Here is a 22653-nt window from a genome sequence, read left to right as displayed (position 1 = left end):
ATCCTCAATGAACGACACGGCGTCTACCCCTTCACGTCTGCTCAAAATCACCGCTGTGACGGCGCGCTGGCTGTTGGGTTTGCTGATCGCTGCATGGCTTCTGCTGGCGCTGTCAGTCGTTGTCCTACACGCGTGGATTGTGCCGCGAATCGGTGATTTTCGCGGCGCACTGGAGGCACAGGCTAGCAAGGCCATCGGCGTGCCGGTGCGCATCGGCTCTATCACCGCCCGCCCCGAGGGGCTTTTCCCCGCCTTCGAACTGCGCGACGTGGTGCTGCAGGATGCGGACAAGCGCGAGGCCCTTCGCCTCGTGCGCGTGGTGGCCAGCGTGTCGCCGCGATCGCTCTGGCGCCTCAATTTCGAGCAGCTCTACATCGAGGGCCCGCAGCTCGATGTGCGCCGCGATGCTCAGGGAAAACTCCATGTGGCTGGATTGCACATGGCCACCGATACGACCGGAGAGACCCGCGCCGCCGACTGGTTTTTCGCGCAGCGCGAGCTGGTCATCGAAGGCGGCACCGTGCGCTGGACCGACGAGCAGCGCCAGGCCGAACCGATCCTCCTGACCGACGTGCGCTTCGTGGCGCGCAACGGCGGCCGCCGCCACGGCCTCAGGCTCGACGCCACGCCGCCGGCCGGCTGGGGCCAGCGCTTCACGCTGCGCGGGCAGTTCCGCCAGCCGCTGCTGTCGGTGCGCACCGGCCGCTGGCAGACCTGGGACGGCCAGATCTACGCCGACCTGCCCTACATCGACGTCACCCGCCTGGGCCAATACGTCTCGCTCGATGCGCGTATCCGCGAAGGCAACGGCGCGGTGCGCCTCTGGGCCGACGTGGAGGACGGCCAGCTCGTGGGCGGCGCGGCCGACCTGGGGCTCGATCGCGTCGATGCCTCGCTCGGCAAGGGGCTGCAGCCGCTGGTGCTGCGCTCGGTCACCGGCCGCCTTGCGGGGCAGCTGGACGGCGAGACCCTCGAGTTCTCGACCACCGCGCTGCAGTTCGACACCTCCGACGGCCTGCGCTGGCCCGGAGGCAACCTCTGGCTGCAGCACACGCCGGCCAAGGGTCGCACGCCGGAGAAGGGCGCGTTGCGTGCCGACCGGCTCGACCTGGCCGCGCTCGCGCTCATCGCCGACCGGCTGCCGCTCGGCGAAGCCACGCACCGCATGCTCGACAGCTATGCGCCGCGCGGGCTGGTGGAGCACATCGACCTGAGCTGGCAGGGCTCGCTGGGCGCGCCCGACAAGTACCAGGCGCGCGGCCGCGTGAGCGGCCTGCGCGTGGCCTCGCAGCCGGCGCCGGCAACGCCGTCCGTGCCCGCACCGGCCCCTGCAACAGCCGCTACGGCAACGGCCACCGCAACACCTCCGCGTGCCCACCCCGGCACGCCGGGCCTGAGCGGTGCCACCGTCGACTTCGACGCCACCCACACCGGCGGCACGGCCACGCTGGCCATCGCGCAGGGCACGCTCGAATTCCCGGGCGTGTTCGAGGAGCCCGTGATCCCGATCGACCGGCTCTCCACCCAGCTGCAATGGAAGCTCGACAACGGCAACGCGCAGGTGCAGGTCTCCAAGCTGCGCTTCGCCAACACCGACGCCGAGGGCGATGCCGAGGCCAGCTGGCGCACCAGCGACCCGGCCGTCTCGAGCGGCAAGGGCCGTTTCCCCGGCGTGCTCGACCTGCAGGGCAAGCTCACCCGTGCCGACGGCACGCGCGTGTTCCGCTACCTGCCGCTCGACATTCCCCAGCACACCCGCGACTACGTGCGCGACGCCGTCACCAAGGGCACCGCGAGCACCGTCGATTTCCGCGTGCGTGGCGACCTGCACGACATGCCGTTCAAGGACCCGAAGCTGGGCGACTTCCGCATTGCGGCCAAGGTGGCGGATGTCAACTACGCCTATGTGCCGCCCTCGCTCGCAGCCGCGTCGTCGCGCAGCGCAGCGCCCGCCCCGGTGTGGCCGGCCCTGACCGGCCTCTCGGGCGAACTGGTGTTCGAGCGCGACAGCATGCTGGTGCGCAATGCGCGCGGTCGCCTGGTCGGCGCCACCGGTGTCGAGGTGACCAAGGGCGAGGCGCAGATTCCCGAGCTGTCGCACCACGCGCAGGTGCTGCGCGTCGATGTGCAGGCCAAGGGGCCGCTCGGCGAGGTGCTGCGCGTGGGCGCGCCGCTGGCCGGCGAGACGGGAGAGATCATGCGCACCGCGCGCGCCACCGGCTCGGCCGACTACAAGCTGCACCTGGAACTGCCGCTCGCGGCGATGGACAACGCCAAGGTGCAGGCCAGCGTCGCGCTGTCCGACAACGAACTGCAGTTCGTGTCCGAAGCGCCGTCGCTCACGCACAGCAAGGGCACGCTGAACTTCACCGAGACCGGTTTTTCGCTGGCCGGCGTGCAGGCCAGGCTGCTCGGCGGCGACATCCGCATCGAAGGCAAGGGCCGTTTCGCCGGACCCAACCGCGAGGTCGCGCTGAAGGCGCAGGGCACCGCCACCGCCGAGGGCCTGCGCGGTGCGCGCGAGGCCGAATGGCTCGCGCGCCTTGCCGGCAAGGCCAGCGGCAGCACGCCGTTCGCGGCGACGTTCTCGGTACGCGACGGCGCTTCGGAACTGTCACTCACGAGCAGCCTGCAAGGCCTCGCCCTGCAATTGCCGACCCCGCTCGTGAAGACCGCCGAGGAGCAGATGCCGCTGCGCATCGAGAAGAAGGTGCTGGCGCGCGAAACCCGCCCGGGCGGCGTCAACGTTGCCACGCAAGATCAGCTCTCGCTGGAACTCGGCCGCATCGGGGCGGTGCAGTTCGTTCGCGACATCTCGGGCGCCGAGGCGCGCGTGCTGCGCGGCAGCATCGGCGTCGGCCTCTCGGCGGGCGAGACCGCGAGCCTGCCCGACAAGGGCGTTTTTGCGAACGTCAACGTGGCCAAGCTCGACATCGCCGCATGGGACGCCCTGCTGGGCGCCGCCGCGAGCAGCACCCCGAGCGAAACCCCCGGCGCCGGTGAAGACGCCGCGCAGGCCTACCTGCCCACACGCATCGCGGTGCGCGCGCAGCAGCTGGGCATTGCCGGGCGCACCCTGCACAACGTGGTGCTGGGCGGCACGCGCGAAGGCGCGCTCTGGCGCGCCAACATCGACGCCACCGAACTGAGCGGCTACGCCGAGTACCGCCACACGCAGGCCGGCCGGCTCTACGCGCGGCTCGCGCGCCTGAAGATCGCGCCGGCCGAGGCGACCCAGGTCGAAGCGCTGCTCGACGAGCAGCCGGGCACGCTGCCCGCGCTCGACATCGTCATCGACGACTTCGAACTGCTCGGCAAGCGCCTGGGCCGCGCCGAGATCGATGCGGTCAACCGCGGGGGCGCGGGCCGCGAATGGCTGCTCAACAAGCTGACCTTCACCATGCCCGAGGCGAGCTTCGCGGCGAAGGGCACCTGGGCCGCCATCCCCGGTGCCGCCGCGGGCCAGCGCCGCACGGCCATGACCTTCAAACTGGACATCGCCGATGCCGGCGACCTGCTCGCGCGCTTCGGCATGCCCGGCGTGCTGCGACGCGGCAAGGGGCGAATGGAAGGCGACGTCAACTGGCGCGGCTCGCCGTTCTCGCTCGACTACCCGAGCCTGGGCGGCCAGTTGCAGGTCGACGTGGAATCGGGCCAGTTCCTCAAGGCCGACCCGGGGCTGGCCAAGCTGCTGGGCGTGCTGAGCCTGCAGGCGCTGCCGCGCCGGCTCACGCTCGACTTCCGCGATGTGTTCAGCGAAGGCTTCGCCTTCGACTTCATCCGCGGCGATGCCAAGATCGACAAGGGCATCGCGAGCACCAACAACCTGCAGATGAAGGGCGTCAATGCCGCGGCGCTCATGGACGGCTCGGCCGACATCGTGCGCGAGACGCAGAACCTGCGCGTGGTGGTGGTGCCCGAGATCAACGCCGGCACCGCCGCGCTGGTGGCCACTGCCATCAACCCGGCCATCGGCCTCGGAACCTTCCTCGCGCAGTGGGTGCTGAGCAAGCCGCTCGCCGCCGCCGCCACGCAGGAGTTCCACATCGAAGGCACCTGGGCCGACCCCAAAATAGCCAAGGTGCCGCGCACGCTGCAACTGCCGAGCCTCCCGGGCATTCCGGGCCGGACCGGTTCCGCGGCCGCGGAAGAAGGCAAGAAGACGGAGACCACGCAATGAAAGTCGCAGCCATCCAGATGGTGTCGGCCATCGCCCGCGAAGCCAATCTCGCGCGCGCCCACGACCTGCTCGCGCAGGCGGCCGCGGCGGGCGCCGAGCTCGCGGTGCTGCCCGAGTATTTCTGCATGATGGGCGCGCGCGACACCGACAAGCTGGGCCTGCGCGAGACGGCCGGCGCGGGCACGGTGCAGGGGTTCCTGGCCGATGCGGCGCGCGAGTTCGGCCTGTGGATCGTGGGCGGCACGCTGCCCATCGAGAGCACCGATGCCGAGCACGTCTTCAACAGCTCGCTGGCCTTCTCGCCCGAGGGGCGGTGCGTGGCGCGCTACGACAAGATCCATCTCTTCTTCTTCGACAACGGCACCGAGCGCTACGACGAGCGGCGCGTCATCGCGCCGGGCGCCAAACCCGTGGTGTTCGACTTGCCTTCGCGCGACGGCCACAGCTGGCGCATCGGCATGAGCGTCTGCTATGACCTGCGCTTTCCGGAGCTCTACCGCGCGCTCGCCAAGCAGGGTGCCGACCTGCTGCTGGTGCCCAGCGCTTTCACCCGCACGACAGGCGCCGCCCACTGGGAGGTGCTGCTGCGCGCCCGCGCCATCGAGAACCTCGCCTGGGTGGTCGCGCCCGCGCAGGGTGGCACGCACGAGAACGGCCGTCAGACCTGGGGCCAGTCGCTCGTCATCGACCCGTGGGGTACGGTGGTGGCGCAGCAGGCCAGCGACGAAGGCGTCGTCCTGTTCGACATCGACGCGAAGCAGATCGAGCGCACGCGCACGCAGCTGCCCGTGCTGTCGCACTGCGTTCTCTAGCCGCGATGTCCTCCGATGCGCTGCTGACCGTCGCACCGCAGCGGTGGGCGCGTTCCGCGTACGGGCGCCTGCGCTCGCTGTGGCAGCGCTGGTTCCTGTGGCTGCTGCTCGCGGTGCTGGTGTCGGTGCTGCTGGTCACGGTGGTGTGGCTCGCGGGGCGGCACGAGGTCGAGCAGGTGCAGGCCCAACTCGACCGCGACACCGCCGACGCCGTCTCCGACCTGCGCAGCGGCTTCCAGCGCAATGCGCAGAGCCTGCGCGCCACGCAGACGCCGGGCACGGATCGCGCGAAATGGAACGAGGCCGCCGCGGCCCTGCTGCGCGAGCACCGCGAATGGCTCAGGCTCGAATGGCGCGATGCTGCACTGCGCCCGCTCGAAGCCATCAACACGCCCTACCGCATGCGCCTCCTGGACGAGGCGAGCCGCGGCCCCGAGCAGTCCGACGTGATGCTGGCCTGCGCGGCCGCCCGCAAGCTCGGCGCGGGCGCGTACTCGCCGAGCCACTACGTGCCGATTGCCGGTGGCGGTGGTGTCGAGGTGATGGAGTTCTGCGTGCCCATCGACGCCGGCGGTTTTCTCGTCGCGAGCTATTCGCTGCGCGACGCGCTCATCGAACTGGTCGGCCCCACACTCACGCGCGGGCAGGAAGTGGCGTTCACCGAGACCGACGGCACGCGGCTGGTGGCGCTGGGCAGTTCGCGCCGTGTCGGCACGCGCGTGTTCACCTCGCAGCAGCTGATCGACCTGCCGGGCGCCGCGCTGATGCTGCGCGTGGACGGCTGGCGCGCCGCGCCCGACCTGTTTCCGAACATGCTCACGGCGCTGGTCACTGCGATCTCGATCGCGCTGGTGTCGGTGCTGGTGCTGCTCGCGCGCGACACGCGGCGGCGCCTGCGCGCCGAGCGCGACCTGGCCGATGCGCTTGCGTTCCGCAAGGCGATGGAAGACTCGGTCATCACGGGCCTGCGCGCACGCGACCTGCAGGGACGCATCACCTACGTGAACCCGGCCTTCTGCGAGATGGTCGGCTTCAGCCCCGAAGAGCTCATGGCCGACAACGGCGACGCGCCCTACTGGCCCACCGAACTGGCGCACGAATACCAGCAGCGCCAGGCGCGGCGGCTGGCCGGCGGCATGCCGCCGCGCGAAGGCTTCGAATCGGTCTTCATGCGCAAGGACGGCACGCGCTTTCCGGTGCTGATCTTCGAGGCGCCGCTGATCAACGCGCACCGCGTGCAGACCGGCTGGATGAGCGCGTTCATCGATGTGAGCGAGCAGCGCCGCATCGAGGAGCTTTCGCGCGCGAGCCAGGAGCGCCTGCAGGCCAGCGCGCGGCTCGCCACGGTCGGCGAGATGGCGTCGCTGCTGAGCCACGAACTCACGCAGCCGCTGGCCGCGATCGCGAGTTATGCCAGCGGTTCGCTCAACCTGCTTGGGCCGAATGCGAAGGGCGACCAGGGCGAGGTCGCGATGGCCGTCAGGCGCATCGCCGAGCAGGCCGATCGCGCGGGCCAGGTGATCCGCAGCGTGCACGACTTCGTGCGCCGGCGCGACCGTACGCGCGAGGCCGTCGCGCCGCAAGCACTCATCGACGCGGTGCTGCCGCTGGTACGGCTGCAGGCGCGCAAGCTCGGCGTGATCATCGAGGTGGTGCTCGAAGACCGGCTGCCCGCGGCCATGTGCGACCGCACGCTGGTCGAGCAGGTGCTGCTCAACCTCGCGCGCAATGCGATGCAGGCGATGGACAGCCCCGACAACACCGGCAGCCGCGTGCTGCGGCTGCGCGTGGCGCGCGCCGTGGCGGTGGGTGGCCCGGGCGCCGAGGACGCGCGGCGCTGGCTCGAGTTCTCGGTGGCCGACCTGGGCTGCGGCATCGGCGAGGACGTCGCCGAGCGGCTCTTCACGCCTTTCTTCACCACGCGCGCCGACGGCATGGGCCTCGGCCTGAGCCTGTGCCGCACGGTGGTGGAGCAGCACGGCGGCGCGCTCATGCACGAGCCCAACCGGCCGCGCGGCACGATCTTCCGATTCACCCTGCCGAGCACATGACACGCTCCCGGCCTTCGCTCTTCCTGGAATTGTTGATATGCAACCGCTGATCGATGGACTCATCTATATCGTCGACGACGACGCCAGCGTGCGCGAGGCGCTGGCCTGGCTGCTGCGCTCGCGGCGCCTGGCCAGCGAGCATTTCGGCAGCGCCGAGGCCTTCGAGCAGTTGCTCGCACAGGGCCCGCTGCCGGATCAGCCGCGCTGCCTGCTGCTCGATGTGCGCATGCCCGGCACCAGCGGGCTCGTGCTGTTCGATCGCCTGGCCGAGCGCGGCCTGCTGGACGCGATGCCGGTGATCTTTCTCACCGGCCATGCGGACGTGCCGACGGCCGTCGACGCCGTCAAGCGCGGCGCCTTCGATTTCTGCGAGAAGCCGTTCTCGGACAACGCGCTGGTCGACCGCATCGAGCAGGCGCTCGGTGCGTCGCTGCGCGCGCTCGAGGTGCAGGGCGTGCGCCGCAACCTTGTCGGACGCATCGCCGAACTGACGGACCGCGAGCGCGATGTGATGCGGCTCGTGGTCGAGGGGCTGCCGAACAAGCTGATCGCCGATCAGTTGGCGATCAGCGTGCGCACGGTGGAGGTCCACCGGGCGCGCGTGTTCGAGAAAATGGAAGTGAAGTCGGCCGTGGAGTTGGCGAACCGACTTCGGGACCTTTAGAGGGTCAGGCCTTTTCCGCGACGAAGATTTCGACGCGGCGGTTCTGGGCGCGGCCAGCCGGCGTGCCGTTGTCGGCCAGCGGTTCGCGCGAGCCGCGGCCGTCGGTGGTGATCGCGGTCGTCGACACGCCGCGGCCCACCAGGTGGTTGCGCACGCTGTCGGCACGGCTCACCGAGAGGCGCTCATTGCCTTCTTCGCTGCCGGTGTTGTCGGTGTGGCCGACCACGCGCACGCTGGCGGCGGTGGCGGTCTTCAGGCCTTCGGCGACCTTGTCGAGCACCTGCGCGAGGTTGCGCTTGACGTTGGCGCGGCCGGTGTCGAACGAGAGCTCATTCGGAATGACCACGTGCAGCTGGTTGTCGGCGGTCTGCTCGATCACCACGCCCGTGCCCTTGGTCGAGGCTTCCAGGTCGGCCTTCAGTGCGGCCAGGCGCGCGGTCCAGCTGTTGGCGGGCGGTGCCGGCTGCGCGGCCGGTGCGGGTGCCGGCGGCGGTGCGGACTGCGAAGCGCAGCCTGCAATGAACATCACCGCAGCCGCTGCGGCTGCACCCGAGACAAGAAGCTTCCTCATGAGTTTTCCCTCTATGGACCAAAAAAAGATGGCGGGAACCGACCGTTCGATGCGGTCGGTTTCCCGCTGAGTGGCTGCTTAGCCGCGCGGGCCGCGCTCACCCACGTAGATTTCGACGCGCCGATTCTGCGCGCGGCCGGCATCGGAATTGTTGTCGGCCACCGGCTCGTGCGAACCGCGGCCTTCGATGCGGAAGGCCGCCGCGTTCACGCCGCGTGCCACGAGATAGTCGCGCGTGCTGGCGGCACGGTCGACCGACAGCGGGTTGTTGATGGCGTCCGAGCCGGTGCTGTCGGTGTGGCCGATGATGCGCACCTCGGCATTCGGGTTGTTGCGCAGGCCGCTGGCGAACTGGTCGAGCACCGGTGCGAAGTTGGGCTTGATGTTGGCGCGGCCCACGTCGAACGACACGTCGCTCGGAATGGCCAGCTTCAGCTCGTTGTTCTGAGTCTGGGTCACGGCCACGCCGGTGCCCTGGGTGGCGGCTTCCATCTGGCGCTTCTGGTTTTCCATGCGCTGCGACCACAGGTAGCCGCCGAGCGCGCCGGCTGCCGCGCCGACCACCGCGCCCGTGCCGATGGCACCGCGGTTGCCGCCGGTGGCCGAGCCGATGGCGGCGCCGCCGAGTGCGCCGATGCCGGCGCCGATGCCGGTGTTGCGCTGCGTGTCGGTCATGCCGCCGGCGCAGCCGGACAGGACGATGGCGGTGGCACAGGTGGCGAGTACGAACTTTTTCATGGAGATCCCTTTCGATGTTGAATCAAGCGGGGCACAGCTTAGCGCTGGGGAGGGTACGCGATGGTACGGGCTCAAGGCCCTACGGAAAATAAGAAAACCTTCGCCGTTCCGCGTGAATGCTGCGATGATTGCTACTAAAGTAATAGCGACCAGGCACTTCTCCGACACGGGTGTGCGGCCGTGGGCTACGCGAGCAATTCACGGTTTCGGCGGCGGATGCCCATCGTCGGGCGCGCGGTCGGCTTCGGGCTCGGTGTCGTCGTGCAATTCACCCTTGCTGCGGCCGGAAAACATGGTCCACCAGATGATCAAGATGAACACGAGTCCCGCGGCGAGGGCTTCAAGCAGAATCAAACCCATGAGAAATGGACTCCAGTGGCTGGTCGGGCTTGTGATCGTAGCAACGCTCGCCGGCTGTTCCGTCGGCCCTCGCGTGCCCGACGCACCCACCCGACCTTCCGCCACCCCGCCGCGCGACCTTGGACCGCTGACCGGATCGCTCGCGCACCCCAAGAGCCGCTGGGTGCCCGTCGGCTGGGCGGAGCTGCCGGGCTTCAGTGAAGACCCGCTGCACGAAGCCTGGATCGCGCTGCTCGCCAACTGCGCGCGTCCCAACGCCGCTTTCGCACCGCTGTGCCGCGACGTGCGCCAGCTGGCCATCGGCACCCCCGAGGAGCAGCGCCAGTGGATGACCGAGCGGCTGCAGCCCTACCGTGTCGAATCGCTCGCGGGCCAGAGCGAAGGCAAGCTCACCAGCTACTACGAGCCGGTGTACGAAGCCTCCCGCGTGCCCAGCGCAGCCTTCAACGTGCCGCTCTATCAAGCCCCCGAAGGACTGGTGCCCAAGCGCCCCTGGTACACGCGCCAGGAAATCGAGACCCTGCCCGAAGCCCAGGCCGCGCTGCGCGGCCGCGAGATCGCATGGATGGCCGACCCCATTGACGCGCTGATGCTGCACATCCAGGGCTCGGGGCGCCTGCGCATCACCGAGGCCAACGGCTACCAGCACACCGTGCGCGTGGCCTTCTCGGCCACCAACGAGCAGCCCTATCGCAGCGTGCAGCAGTGGCTCATGAGCCAGGGCGTGAGCAAGGTCGGCAAGTGGCCCGACGACACCAAGGCCTGGGCGGCGCAGAACCCGCAGCGCGTGCCGCAGCTCCTGTGGAGCAATCCGCGCTACGTGTTCTTCCGCGAGGAAACGATGAGCGAGGTCGACGCCGCCTTCGGCCCGCGCGGCGCGCAGGGCGTGCCGCTCACGGCGGGCCGCTCGATCGCGGTCGACCGCGAGAGCATTCCGTACGGCACGCCGGTGTGGCTCGCATCGAGCGGGCCGGCGGCGCAGCTGCAGAAGCTCGTGGTGGCGCAGGACACCGGCAGCGCGATCCTCGGCGCGGTGCGCGCCGATTACTTCGCAGGCACCGGCCCCGATGCGGGTCGGCTCGCCGCGAGTGTGAACCAGCCATTGCGCCTGTGGGCGCTGTGGCCGAGGCAGCTCCCCGCTCCCTGACGGAAGAGCGGGATCGGATCGATCCCTTCCTGACCCCTTCCAGAAATACCGCGGAACCGGCTTTGCCGGGCCGCCGGTGTTGCCCCCGGTTGGGGGAAGGAGAAGCGCACGAAGTGCGCGAAGCCCAGGGGCGAGCCATTCAAACTGGGTCGAGCAGAACAACCTGACGGGAACCTGATCAATTCACGGGAGTGTCATACGAAGTACCTAGCTTCGCGGGTGTTTTCTTCAACCCACGAAAGAAATTGCGCATGACCGCAAACACTCGCTCCGACGAATCCGGGATCGATCTCGACGATATCGGCACCAATCCCACCGCCAACCCCTCGTTCACCGACCTGATCGCCTCGCGCCTGAGCCGCCGCCATCTCTTTGGCCTGGGTGTCGGCACGGCCGGCACGGCGCTGCTGCAGGCTTGCGGCGGCGGCAGTGACAGCAGCGTCTCCTTCCCGATCCTGCCGCCCGCACCGGCGCCCGCGCCTCCCGCTCCGCCACCGGCACCGGCCGCACCGCTCAAGCTCAACTTCAATGCCGTGGCCAAGAGCCTGGACGACGTGGTGAGCGTTCCCGCCGGCTATACCGCCAGCGTGCTGTATCGCCTGGGCGACCCGATCGCCTCGGGTGTCGCCGCCTACAAGAACGACGGCACCGACGATGCCGCCACCTACGACCGCCGCGCCGGCGACCACCACGACGGCATGACCTTCTTCGGCATGAACGGCTCGAACAAGTGGGACCCGGCCGGTGCGTCGCGCGGCCTGCTTGTGATGAACCACGAAGCCATCACGCCGCTGTTCCTGCATCCCACCGGCCAGACGGTGGTGGGCGGTGCCCGTACCGTCGCCGACGAAGTGCTGCGCGAGTTCTACCTGCACGGCGTGAGCGTGATCGAGGTCAACAAGACCGGCAACGCCTGGAGCTACAAGCAGGCCTCGAGCTTCAACCGCCGCGTCCACACGCTGACCGAGATGACGTTCTCCGGCCCCGCCGCGAAAACCGAGTACCTGAAGACCAAGTACTCGACCGACGGCAGCAAGACCCGCGGCACGCTCAACAACTGCGCCAACGGCACCACGCCCTGGGGCACGTACCTGACCTGCGAGGAGAACTGGGCCGGCTACTTCCGCCGCATCAAGGCCACCGACGACCCCAAGCGCACCGCCAAGGAAATCGCGAGCTTCAACCGCTACGGCGTGGCCAGCACCGGCCGCGAACTCTGGGCCACCGTCACGCCCGACACGGCCGACAACCTCTATGGCCGCTGGAACACCGAAGTCATCGGCGCCACCGCGACCGACGACTTCCGCAACGGCTCCAACACGTACGGCTGGGTGGTCGAGATCGATCCGTTCACGCCCGCCAGCACGCCCAAGAAGCGCACCGCGCTCGGTCGCTTCGGCCATGAAGGCGCCTGCCTCGGCTCGGTCGTGGTCGGCAAGCCGCTGGTCTGGTACATGGGCGACGACTCGCAGAACGAGTACCTCTACAAGTTCGTCTCCACCAAGGCCTGGGACGCAGCCGACATCGGCGGCGGCATCGCGGCCGGCGACAAGTACATGGACGACGGCAAGCTCTATGTCGCCAGGTTCAATGCCGACGGCACGGGCAACTGGCTCGAGCTGAAGCTGGGCGTGAACAACATCACTTCGGGCTACGCCAAATACGCATTCGCCGACGCGGCCGACGTTGTGATCAACGCACGCCACGCCGCCGATGCGGCCGGCGCCACGAAGATGGACCGCCCGGAGTGGACGGCCGTCAATCCGAAGAACGGCGAGGTGTACCTCACCCTCACCAACAACACGGCACGCCCGGTCGGCGGCACCGACGCGTCCAACCCGCGTTCGTACAACGACCCGAAGAACGGCGCCGCGCAAAAGGGCAACCCGAACGGCCACATCGTTCGCTTCGCCGACGCCGGCGGTAACCCGGCGGCCGTGACCTTCACCTGGGACTGCTATCTCTTCGGCGCGCGCTCCACCGCGTCGGCCGACGTGAACCTGTCGGCCCTGGGTGCCGACAACGACTTCTCCAGCCCCGACGGCATGTGGTTCAGCGAGGCCGCCCCCGGCCTGCTGTGGCTGGAGACCGACGACGGCAAGTACACCGACGTGACCAACTGCATGCTGCTCGCGGCACTGCCTGGCAAGGTCGGCGACGGTGCTGCGAAGACCATCACCAACGTGGACGGCGGCACCACCGGCACGCAGGCGACCTTCGTCGGCAAGGCGCCCGGCACGGACGGCCTGCGCCGCTTCCTGGTCGGCCCGAAGGACTGCGAGATCACCGGCATCGCCGAATCGGGCGATGGGCGTGCGCTGTTCGTCAACATCCAGCACCCGGGAGAGACGACGTCGGCCGCGAGCATTGGCGACCCGACGAAGTTCGGCAGCCACTGGCCCGAAGGCGGCAATGCCCGTCCGCGTTCGGCGACTGTGGTGATCACGAAGAACGACGGCGGCCTGATCGGTCTCTGAGACCGGCGCCGTTTCGCTGGAGAAAGGACGCACCGTGGACCGGCCTTGCCGGTTCCACGGGCGCCGGCTCCAGAGATGAAAGAAGCCTGCGGGACGTCGCGCTCGCAAGCCCTGGTGTCATCGCTCTGTCATGCGCGATGCACGGTTCCGTCATGAGCGCCTTTTAAGGTCCACGCTCTGACGGGAGGCTGACTTTCGGCCTCACCGCAACCACCCCACGATCTGCGGAAAACCAATGACTGATTCCAACAAGGCGCCTGTCGCCTCCCGCCGCCACGCCCTCAAGCTCCTGGGCGCGGCCCCGATGCTCCCGCTGGGCGGCCTCGCCTTCCTAACCGCCTGCGGCGGTGGTGGTGATGGCGGCCAGGCATTCCCGCCCATCGTGCTGCCGCCCGCGCCTCCACCGGCACCGGCTCCCGCCGCCAATTTCGTCTCGGCCGAATTCACCGGCATGGCCGCACCGTCGCTCGCGAATGCCGCCGCCATGGCCACCACCACGGTCGGCTCCACGCTCAAGGTGTCGTTCGACAACGGCAGTTCCACCGAATACAAGCTGGCCTACCAGCCCTTCTTCCTGACCGGCGACATGGTGTCCGACGGCAAGGGCGGCAAGGTCCTCGCCGGCGGCTATGTCGACATCAACAACAAGCCGATCATCGACGCCTCGGTCGCCGGCAAGGAACGCCAGTTCTTCTCCGATGCACCTGACGGCAGCTCGCTGCTGAGCGTTCCCAACGCCAGCGTGCCCGGCGTCAAGGGCAAGCCGGTGTTCGCGGTTGTCCAGTTCGAATACACGACGAAGAACCAGGCCGGTGTCAGCACCTACGGCCAACTGCCCTCGCCCATCGCCGTGCTCACGCTCGACCAGGACCAGGCCACCGGCAAGCTGAGCCTCGTGAAGTACCACAACGTCGACATGTCCAGCGCCCACGGCCTGTGGATCACCTGCGGCGCGAGCCTCTCGCCCTGGGGCACGCACCTCTCGAGCGAGGAGTACGAGCCCGATGCGTTCGCCGCGGTCGGTTCCTCCGGCGACAAGCAGTTCAAGGCTTACAGCAAGAACGTGTTCGGCAGCGAGACCACGGCCAAGGCCTACCACTACGGCCACCTGCCCGAAGTCACCGTGAACCCCGACGGAACCGGCAGCGTGAAGAAGCACTATTGCCTCGGCCGCATCTCGCACGAGCTGATCCAGGTGATGCCCGACAACCGCACGGCGCTCATGGGCGACGACTACACCAACGGCGGCTTCTTCATGTTCGTGGCCGACAAGGAGAAGGACCTGTCCGCCGGTACGCTGTACGTTGCCAAGGTCGGCACCGGCTTCTCGATCGATCCGGCGGCTGCCGGCGCCGCGCTGACCTGGATCAAGCTGGGCCACGCCACCAGCGCCGAGATCGAGGCGCTGGCCAACACTGTCGCGCCGACCGACATCATGGATGTGAAGTTCACCGATCCGACCGATGCGAGCTACACGAAGATCTTTGCCGACGGCGTCGCGCAGTGGGTCAAGCTCGTGCCCGGCATGGAGAAGGCCGCCGCATTCCTGGAGACGCACCGCTACGCCAACCTCGTGGGCGCCAGCATGGCTTTCACCAAGATGGAAGGCACGACCGTCAACGCCAAGGACAAGATCGCCTACTCGGCGCTTGCCAATATCCAGTCGTCGATGGTCAAGGGCAACGCCGCATGGCGCGCGGATCTGAACGTCACGGTGGATGCGCCCCTCGTGGCTGGCGGCGTGATGGCCCACAACCTGGCGGGCAGCCAGAAGGACACCGGCGGCACCGCGATCAACAGCGAATGGGTGCCCGTGAAGACCAAGGCGCTGATCGTCGGCGAGGACATCGCCGCCGACGCGCTGGGCAACACCGCCCACGCGGACAAGATCGCCAGCCCCGACAACATCAAGTTCTCGGAGAAGATGCGCACGCTCTTCATCGGCGAAGACAGCGGCAACCACGTCAACAACTTCCTGTGGGCCTACAACGTCGACACGAAGAAGCTGTCGCGCATCCTGTCGACTCCGAGCGGCGCCGAATGCACGGGCCTTCATGCCGTGGATGAGATCAACGGCTGGACGTACATCATGAGCAATTTCCAGCACCCGGGCGAGTTCATCAAGACCGCCGCCAGCGGTGTGAAGGACCTCGCTCCCGCGATCAAGGCGAACTACAACGACGCTTTCAGCGCCGCGGTCGGCTACCTCACCGCCGACCCGATCCAGCCGAAGCTCTCGAAGTAATCGTCATCGGTTCAGGACGGCGCTGCCGGCAACGGCAGCGCCGTCTTGTATCTGACCTGCTTGAGCGCAAAGCTCGAGCGGATCTTCTCGATCCCCGGGATCGGCGTGAGCTGTTCCATGATGAATCGCTCCAGCGCCGCCATGTCGGCCACGGCGATGCGGATCAGGTAGTCGCTGTCGCCGGTCATCAGGTAGCACTCCATCACCTCGTCGTGCTCGGCGATGCGCTGCTCGAAGTCGGCGAGCGACTGCTTGCTCTGCGTCGTGAGGCTGATCGAGATGAACACGTTGAGCCCGAGGCCCAGCGCCTTCGCGTTCGCGAGCGCCACATAGCGGTCGATCACGCCATTCGCTTCGAGCATCTTCACGCGCGCCAGGCATGGCGAGGGCGACAGGTGCACGCGGCGCGCGAGCTCCACGTTCGACAGCGCGCCGTCGCGCTGCAGCTCGTCGAGAATGCGCAGGTCGATGGCATCGAGTTGCATGAAATGCTTCGAAATCAAGAGATGGCGGAATTTTATGCTGCGACGACAGCGTGGACTTGCTGGCGCCGGTAGCTAATTTTCCGCATGTCGGCTTAAAGTGCCGTCATGAACGCCCCGATTTCAGCCGACCAGATGCGCGCCCTGCTGCTCGACAGCCCGATGTCGCACGACCCCGATCCCGCGGAGACCGCCGAATGGCGCGATGCTTTCCTGGCGCTCGCGCAAACGCATGGCCCGCAGCGCGCGCGCCAGATGCTGGTCGAACTGGCCCGCGTCGCGCGCCAGCAGCGCATCGGCTGGCAGCCCGAGCTTGCGACGCCCTACGTCAACACCATCGCCGCCGAAGACCAGCCGCCGTTCCCGGGCGACCTCGCGGTGGAAGAGCGCCTGGCCTCGCTGATGCGCTGGAACGCGCTCGCGATGGTGGCCAAGGCCAACCAGGCGTATGGCGAACTCGGCGGCCACATCGCGAGCTACGCGAGCGCGGCGGACCTGTTCGAGACCGGCTTCAATCACTTCTTCCATGCGCGCAGCGAGCAGCATCGCGGCGACCTCGTGTTCTTCCAGCCGCACAGCGCGCCCGGCGTCTATGCGCGGGCGTTCCTCGAAGGCCGCTTGAGCGAAGAAGACCTGAAGCACTATCGCCAGGAACTCACCGCGCCGGCCTTCACGGAAGGCAGCGGCGCGCGCGGTCTGAGCAGCTATCCGCATCCGTACCTGATGCCGGACTTCTGGCAGTTCCCCACGGGCTCGATGGGCATCGGCCCCATCAGCTCGATCTATCACGCGCGCTTCATGCGCTACCTCACGCACCGCAACCTGCTGAACTGCGAAGGCCGGAAAGTGTGGGGCGTGTTCGGCGACGGCGAGATGGACGAGCCCGAATCGATGAGCGCGCTCACGCTCGCCGCGCGCGAGAAGCTCGACAACCTCGTGTGGGTCGTCAACTGCAACCTGCAGCGCCTCGACGGCCCGGTGCGCGGCAACGGCCGCATCATCGACGAGCTCGAGAAGCTCTTTGCGGGCGCGGGCTGGAACGTCGTCAAGCTCGTGTGGGGCAGCGACTGGGACGGCCTGTTCGCGCAGGACGTGAGCGGTGCATTGGCCCGCGTGTTCGCCAACACCGTCGACGGCCAGATGCAGACCTTCGCCGCGAAGGACGGTCGCTTCAACCGCGACAACTTCTTCGGCCAGAACCCCGAGCTCGCGCGCCTGGCCGAAGGCATGACCGACGAGCAGATCGATCGCCTCAAGCGCGGCGGCCACGACCTCGTGAAGATCCATGCGGCCTACGCCGCGGCCGCCAAGCACAAGGGCCAGCCCACCGTGATCCTCGCCCACACCAAGAAGGGCTACGGCATGGGCAGCGCCGCGCAGGGCAAGATGACCACGCACTCGCACAAGAAGATGGGCGACGTCGATCTGATCGAATTCCGCGACCGCTTCAACCTGCCGCTCACCGACGCGCAGGCCACGGCGATGGACTTCTATCGGCCCGCCGAAGACAGCGCCGAGATGCGCTATCTGCGCCAGCACCGCGAAGCGCTCGGCGGCGCCATGCCGCGCCGCGAGACCGCGTGCGAGGTGGTGCCCAAGCCCGACATCGCGAGCTACGCGCAGTTCGCCACGGCGGCGGCCGGCAAGGAGATGAGCACCACCATGGCGTTCGTTCGCATGCTGGGCAACCTCATGAAGGACAAGGCGCTCGGCCCGCGTATCGTGCCCATCGTGGCCGACGAGGCGCGCACCTTCGGCATGGCGAATCTCTTCAAGCAGGTGGGCATCTATTCGAGCGTGGGCCAGCGCTATGCGCCGGAAGACATCGGCTCGGTGCTGAGTTATCGCGAAGCGACCGACGGGCAGATTCTCGAAGAAGGCATCAGCGAAGCCGGCGCCATCGCGAGCTGGACGGCCGCGGCCACCAGCTACAGCGTGCATGGCCTGGCGATGCTGCCGTTCTATATCTACTACTCGATGTTCGGTTTCCAGCGCGTGGGCGATGCGATCTGGGCCGCGGCCGACCAGCGCGCGCGCGGCTTCCTGCTCGGCGCCACGTCGGGCCGCACCACGCTCGGCGGCGAGGGCCTGCAGCACCAGGACGGCAGCAGCCACCTCGTGGCCGCGACCATCCCGAACTGCAAGGCCTACGACCCGGCCTATGCGGGCGAGATGGCGGTGATCGTCGATGCGGGCATCCGCGAAATGATGGTCGAGCAGAAGGACGTTTTCTATTACGTCACGCTCATGAACGAGAACTACGCGCAGCCCGATGTGCCCCAAGGTGCAGAAGCGGACATCCTGCGCGGGTGCTATCGCTTCGGCGTCTACGCGCCCACTTCGGGCAAAGCCAAGAAGAAGGTCACGCTGATGGGCTCGGGTGCGATCCTCACCGAGGTCGTGAAGGCCGCGCAGTTGCTGGCCGACGAAGGCATCGAGGCCGAGGTGTTCAGCGTCACGAGCTGGAGCGAACTCGCGCGTGATGGCGTGGCGAGCGAGCAGCGCGCGATCGCCGGCGAAGAAGCGGGTGTGCCGTTCATCGCGCAGCAGCTCGGCGCAGGCAAGGCCCCGATCGTCGCCGCCACCGACTACGTGCGCAGCGTGCCCGAGAGCGTGCGCGCCTTCCTCCCCGAAGGCCGCCGCTACCTCACGCTCGGCACCGACGGGTTCGGCCGCAGCGACACGCGCGCCGCGTTGCGCGCGTTCTTCCGCGTGGACGCGGCGAGCATTGCGCGGGCTGCGAGATACGCACTGGGCTGAGCCCCGGCGGGGTGTAGTGCGCGCAGGCCTGCGTTAGAGTCGCGCGGTCCATGACCGCCCGCTTCCAATCCCTCGCCCCCGCCGTCCGCCTGGCCGACCAGGTGGCCGATGCGCTTGCGGCCGAGGTGCGCAGCGGGCGCCTGTCCGAAGGCGACCGTCTGCCGACCGAAGCGGTGCTTGCCGAGCAGTTCGGCGTGAGCCGAACCGTCATTCGTGAAGCGGTCTCGCGGCTCAAGTCGTTGGGGCTCGTGGATTCGCGCCAGGGGAGCGGCGTGTATGTGCGCGCTGCCGGCGTCGAGCCGCTCCGCTTCGAGATGCCGCATGTCGCCTCGCGTGAAGCGGTGATCCAGATGGTCGAGTTGCGCCGCGCGCTCGAAGCGGAAGTGGCCGCGCTCGCGGCCGAACGCCGTACCCCTGAAGACGTGCAACGCATCCGCGACGCCATCGACGCGCTGCATGCCGCGGTGGCGGCCGGCGGCAACGGTGCCGACGAGGACGTGCGCTTTCATCGCGCCATCGCGGAGGCCGCGCGCAACCCGTTCCTGATCGGCACGCTGCAGTACCTGCGACAGTTCCTGCACGGTGCCACGCGCGTCACCCGCGCCAATGAGGCGCGCCGGGCGGACTTTGCGCGCGAGGTCGCGCAGGAACATGCGCAGATCGTCGAAGCCATCGAGGCTGGCGACGCGCTCCGCGCCCGCGAGGCGGCCAAGTCGCACATGGACAACGCGATCCGCCGCATCGAGCAGGCCGATCCGGCCTTCTGGCAGCAGGAAGGCGCGCAGCTCGCGCGGCCGCTGGTCGAAGGCTGGCCCGCGGGCAAATAAGAAGGAAACGAGGTGTTGCTTGAGGGTTTACCCGGGTCGGCCAATTTGTCTTGAATTTGTATGATGACCTGACAAATCAAGAGGCGGCCGCGCTGCATGGCGACGGGACGACCTCGCTTCTCTCATCCAAAGCAAGCGACTTCCTTCCATGACTCCAACCCTCCAGGCCGGCGCGCCTTCGGCCATGGCCGGCCTGCCGCCCGACACCGCGCTCGAGAAGCGCGCCTATTCCAAGGTTTTCTGGCGCCTCGTTCCCTTCCTGATGCTTTGCTACGTGGTCGCGTATCTCGACCGGGTGAACGTCGGCTTCGCCAAGCTGCAGATGGGGCAGGACCTGGGCTTCAGCGAAACGGTGTTCGGCCTGGGCGCCGGCATCTTCTTCCTCGGCTACTTCCTCTTCGAGGTGCCGAGCAACCTGCTGCTCAACCGCGTGGGCGCGCGCATGTGGATCGCGCGGATCATGATCACCTGGGGCATCCTCTCCGCATGCTTCGTGTTCGTGGAGACGCCCACCAGCTTCTACATCCTGCGGTTCCTGCTCGGCGTGGCCGAGGCGGGCTTCTATCCCGGCGTGATCCTCTACCTCACGCACTGGTACCCGTCGCACCGGCGCGCGCGGATCATCGCGGTCTTCATGTCGGCGATCCCGGTGGCGGGCATCTTCGGCAATCCGCTGTCGGGCTGGATCATGGACGCCTTCCATGGTGTCTCGTCGATGCACGGCTGGCAGTGGATGTTCGTCATCGAGGCCATTCCCGCGGTGCTCGTCGGCGTGATGGTTCTCTTCTACCTGGACAACGGCATCCAGCAGGCCCGCTGGCTCTCGCCCGAGGAAAAGGCGCTGCTGCAGCGCGAGGTCGAGCGCGACCAGGCGCACGGCGCCAAGGGCCCGCATTCGGTGGCCGCGGTGTTCCGCGATGCGCGCGTGTGGTGGATGGCGCTCATCTACTTCGCCTTCGTCATGGGCCAGTACGCGCTGACCTTCTGGCTGCCCACGCTGGTGAAGGCCACGGGCGTGCAGGGCAACTTCAACATCGGCCTCCTGAGCGCGATTCCGTTCGTCTGCGCGATCGTCGCGATGAACCTCTTCGGCCGCAGCGCCGACCGCCGGCAGGAGCGCCGCTGGCACCTGATCGTGCCCGCGATGATGGGCGCCGTGGGCTTCACCGTGGCCGCCTCGTACACGCAGAACACGGCCGTGTCGCTCGCGTTCCTCTCGCTCGCGGCGGCCGGCGTGCTGACCTGCGCGCCGCTCTTCTGGTCGCTGCCCACCGCCTTCCTTTCGGGGACGGCCGCGGCTGCCGGCATCGCGGCCATCAACTCGGTGGGGAACCTCGCGGGCTTCGTGAGCCCCTACCTCATCGGCTATCTGAAAGACCTCACGGGCAGCACGCAGATCGGCATGTACGTGCTGGCCGCGGCGCTGGTGCTCGGCGCCATCGGCGTGTGGCTCACGCCCAAGCAACTCGTCAACCGCTGATCGGAGAAACGACACCATGACAGACACCCCCAGCAACACCCCCGTCGTCGGCCTCGTGGGCCTCGGCGCCATGGGCAGCGGCATGGCGCAATCGCTGCGCCGCGCGGGCCACGCGCCGCATGTGTTCGACGTGCGCCCCGGCGTCGCCGAAGCCTTTGCGCGCGATGGCGGCACGGCCTGCGACACGCTCGCCGCGCTTGGCGCGCAGTGCGACATCGTGGTCAGCGTGGTCGTCAATGCGGCGCAGACCGAATCGGTGCTGTTCGGCGACGGCACCACGCCCGGTTGTGCAGCGTCGATGAAGCCCGGCAGCCTCTTCGTGATGTGCTCCACCGTCGATCCGAACTGGTCCGTCGCGCTCGAAGCGCGCCTCGCGGCGCAGGGCATCCTGTACCTCGACGCGCCGATCTCCGGCGGCGCCGCCAAGGCCGCGAGCGGCCAGATGACGATGATGACCGCCGGCACGCCCGCCGCCTATGCCAAGGCCGGCGGCATGCTCGACGCGATGGCCGCCAAGGTCTACCGCCTCGGCGATTCGGCCGGCGCGGGCAGCAAGGTGAAGGTCATCAACCAGCTGCTGGCCGGCGTGCACATCGCCGCGGCCGCCGAAGCGATGGCGCTGGGCCTGCGCGAGGGCGTGGACCCGGACGCGCTCTACGAAGTCATCACGCACAGCGCAGGCAACAGCTGGATGTTCGAGAACCGCATGGCGCACGTGCTCGCGGGCGACTACACGCCGCTGTCGGCCGTCGACATCTTCGTGAAGGACCTGGGGCTCGTGCTCGACGTGGCGCGCGCGAGCAAGTTTCCGCTGCCGCTGTCGTCCACCGCGCACCAGATGTTCATGCAGGCATCGACCGCGGGCTTCGCGCGCGAGGACGACAGTGCGGTCATCAAGATCTTCCCGGGCATCGAACTGCCGGCCGCGAAAGGAAAAGCCTCATGAGCGACATCAAGACCGTCGACACCCCACTGCTGCACATCGGCTATGAAGAATGGAACCCCGGCGGCACCGCGACCGTCGTGCTGATGCACGGCTGGCCCGACAGCCCGCGCTGCTGGCACGGCGTGGCGCCGAAGCTCGCCGCCGCCGGTTGGCGCGTGCTCGCCCCTGCACTGCGCGGCTTCGCGCCCACGCGCTTCCTGCACGGCGACACGCCGCGCAGCGGCCAGCTCTCGGCGCTGGGCCGCGACCTGCTCGACTTCATCGATGCGCTCGGCCTCGACAAGCCCGCGCTGGTCGGCCACGACTGGGGCGCCCGCGCGGTCGCCAACGCATGCGGCCTCCGGCCCGAGATGGCGCGTGCGTTGGTGCTGATGTCCGTCGGCTACGGCACCAACGCCCCCGACCAGCCGATGGCGCTCGAACAGGCGCGCAACTACTGGTACCACTGGTACATGGCCACGCCGCGCGGCGAGCGCACGGTGCACGACGACCGCATCGCCTTCACGCGAACGATGTGGAACACCTGGGCACCCGAGGGCTGGTACGACCCCGCCGAATTCGAGGCCACCGCCGCCGCCTTCGAAGGTGACGACTGGGCGAAGGTGGTGCTGCATTCGTACCGCCATCGCTGGGGCTTCACGCCCGGCGATCCGCGCTATGCGGCGGACGACGCCGCGCTCAACCCTGCACCGGTGCTGCCGGTGCCGACGCTCGTGTTGCATGGCGCGGCCGACAGCTGCAATCATCCCGACACCTCGGTCGGCAAGGAGCGTTTCTTCAGCGGCCCGTACCGCCGCGAACTGCTCGACGGCGTGGGTCATTTCCCGCAGCGCGAAGCGCCCGAGGCGGTCGCCGATGCGCTGCTGCGCTTCCTGCCCGCCATTTCCTGAACGAACTCGCAAAGACAAGACGA

At 68.4% G+C, this 22653-nt stretch carries 16 protein-coding genes; 12 read left to right on the top strand and 4 right to left on the bottom strand.

All coding sequences use genetic code 11. The features are described from left to right. Positions 1–7 precede the first annotated feature (7 nt). The 4 genes from GNX71_RS32680 to GNX71_RS32665 are packed head-to-tail and all read left to right on the top strand — an operon-like array spanning position 8 to position 7707. Complete coding sequence (locus GNX71_RS32680; RefSeq protein WP_206176226.1) at positions 8–4180, top strand: YhdP family protein; 4173 nt, start codon at positions 8–10, stop codon at positions 4178–4180. Continuing rightward, positions 4177–4992, top strand: coding sequence for a carbon-nitrogen hydrolase family protein (locus GNX71_RS32675; RefSeq protein ID WP_206176225.1), 816 nt, complete (start codon positions 4177–4179; stop codon positions 4990–4992). Before GNX71_RS32680 ends, GNX71_RS32675 begins: the two co-directional genes overlap by 4 nt. Before the next feature lie 5 nt (positions 4993–4997). Beyond that, positions 4998–7043: an ATP-binding protein gene (locus tag GNX71_RS32670; protein WP_206176224.1), complete on the top strand. Its 2046-nt coding sequence runs from the start codon at positions 4998–5000 to the stop codon at positions 7041–7043. 37 nt (positions 7044–7080) lie between these two features. Further along, positions 7081–7707: a response regulator gene (locus GNX71_RS32665; protein ID WP_206176223.1), complete on the top strand. Its 627-nt coding sequence runs from the start codon at positions 7081–7083 to the stop codon at positions 7705–7707. 4 nt (positions 7708–7711) lie between these two features. Here the strand turns inward: GNX71_RS32665 and GNX71_RS32660 are convergent, their stop codons facing one another. The 3 genes from GNX71_RS32660 to GNX71_RS32650 form a co-directional block, all read right to left on the bottom strand. Then, a complete protein-coding gene (locus GNX71_RS32660; RefSeq protein WP_206176222.1) occupies positions 7712–8278 on the bottom strand; it encodes an OmpA family protein in 567 nt (188 codons plus the stop codon). 78 nt (positions 8279–8356) lie between these two features. Beyond that, a complete protein-coding gene (locus GNX71_RS32655) occupies positions 8357–9016 on the bottom strand; it encodes an OmpA family protein (protein WP_013544214.1) in 660 nt (219 codons plus the stop codon). 198 nt (positions 9017–9214) lie between these two features. After that, entirely contained in the window at positions 9215–9376 is a 162-nt protein-coding gene (locus tag GNX71_RS32650; RefSeq protein WP_176661265.1) for a hypothetical protein, read from the bottom strand. Here GNX71_RS32650 and GNX71_RS32645 point away from each other — a divergent pair. The 3 genes from GNX71_RS32645 (at position 9375) to GNX71_RS32635 (ending at position 15245) form a co-directional block, all read left to right on the top strand. Then, entirely contained in the window at positions 9375–10523 is a 1149-nt protein-coding gene (locus GNX71_RS32645) for an MltA domain-containing protein (RefSeq protein ID WP_206176221.1), read from the top strand. The genes GNX71_RS32650 and GNX71_RS32645 overlap by 2 nt on opposite strands. 251 nt (positions 10524–10774) lie before the next feature. Further along, the gene (locus GNX71_RS32640) at positions 10775–13000 is read left to right on the top strand and encodes a PhoX family phosphatase (RefSeq protein ID WP_206176220.1); all 2226 of its coding nucleotides are present in this window, start codon (positions 10775–10777) and stop codon (positions 12998–13000) included. 235 nt (positions 13001–13235) lie between these two features. Further along, entirely contained in the window at positions 13236–15245 is a 2010-nt protein-coding gene (locus GNX71_RS32635; RefSeq protein ID WP_206176219.1) for an alkaline phosphatase PhoX, read from the top strand. Between the two features lie 11 nt (positions 15246–15256). Here the strand turns inward: GNX71_RS32635 and GNX71_RS32630 are convergent, their stop codons facing one another. Beyond that, positions 15257–15730: an Lrp/AsnC family transcriptional regulator gene (locus tag GNX71_RS32630; RefSeq protein ID WP_206176218.1), complete on the bottom strand. Its 474-nt coding sequence runs from the start codon at positions 15728–15730 to the stop codon at positions 15257–15259. A gap of 105 nt (positions 15731–15835) precedes the next feature. Between GNX71_RS32630 and mdeB the strand changes: the two genes are divergently transcribed. From mdeB to GNX71_RS32605, 5 genes are all read left to right on the top strand, one after another. Beyond that, positions 15836–18487 (top strand): alpha-ketoglutarate dehydrogenase, encoded by a 2652-nt coding sequence (mdeB, locus tag GNX71_RS32625; protein ID WP_206176217.1) that lies wholly within the window; start codon positions 15836–15838, stop codon positions 18485–18487. Positions 18488–18537: 50 nt separating this feature from the next. Beyond that, complete coding sequence (locus tag GNX71_RS32620; protein ID WP_206176216.1) at positions 18538–19314, top strand: FadR/GntR family transcriptional regulator; 777 nt, start codon at positions 18538–18540, stop codon at positions 19312–19314. Between the two features lie 184 nt (positions 19315–19498). Next, complete coding sequence (locus tag GNX71_RS32615) at positions 19499–20794, top strand: MFS transporter (protein ID WP_241027361.1); 1296 nt, start codon at positions 19499–19501, stop codon at positions 20792–20794. 16 nt (positions 20795–20810) lie between these two features. Next, positions 20811–21740: an L-threonate dehydrogenase gene (ltnD, locus tag GNX71_RS32610; protein WP_206176214.1), complete on the top strand. Its 930-nt coding sequence runs from the start codon at positions 20811–20813 to the stop codon at positions 21738–21740. Next, positions 21737–22630, top strand: a complete 894-nt coding sequence (locus GNX71_RS32605) for an alpha/beta hydrolase (RefSeq protein ID WP_206176213.1) — start codon at positions 21737–21739, stop codon at positions 22628–22630. The genes ltnD and GNX71_RS32605 overlap by 4 nt, the downstream gene beginning before the upstream one ends. Positions 22631–22653: the final 23 nt, after the last annotated feature.

Origin of the sequence: Variovorax sp. RKNM96 (genome assembly GCF_017161115.1) — a bacterium.
Taxonomy (GTDB): domain Bacteria; phylum Pseudomonadota; class Gammaproteobacteria; order Burkholderiales; family Burkholderiaceae_C; genus Variovorax.
The sequence above is the reverse complement of the archived record's forward strand: the minus strand, read 5'-3'. Positions and strand labels throughout refer to the sequence as shown.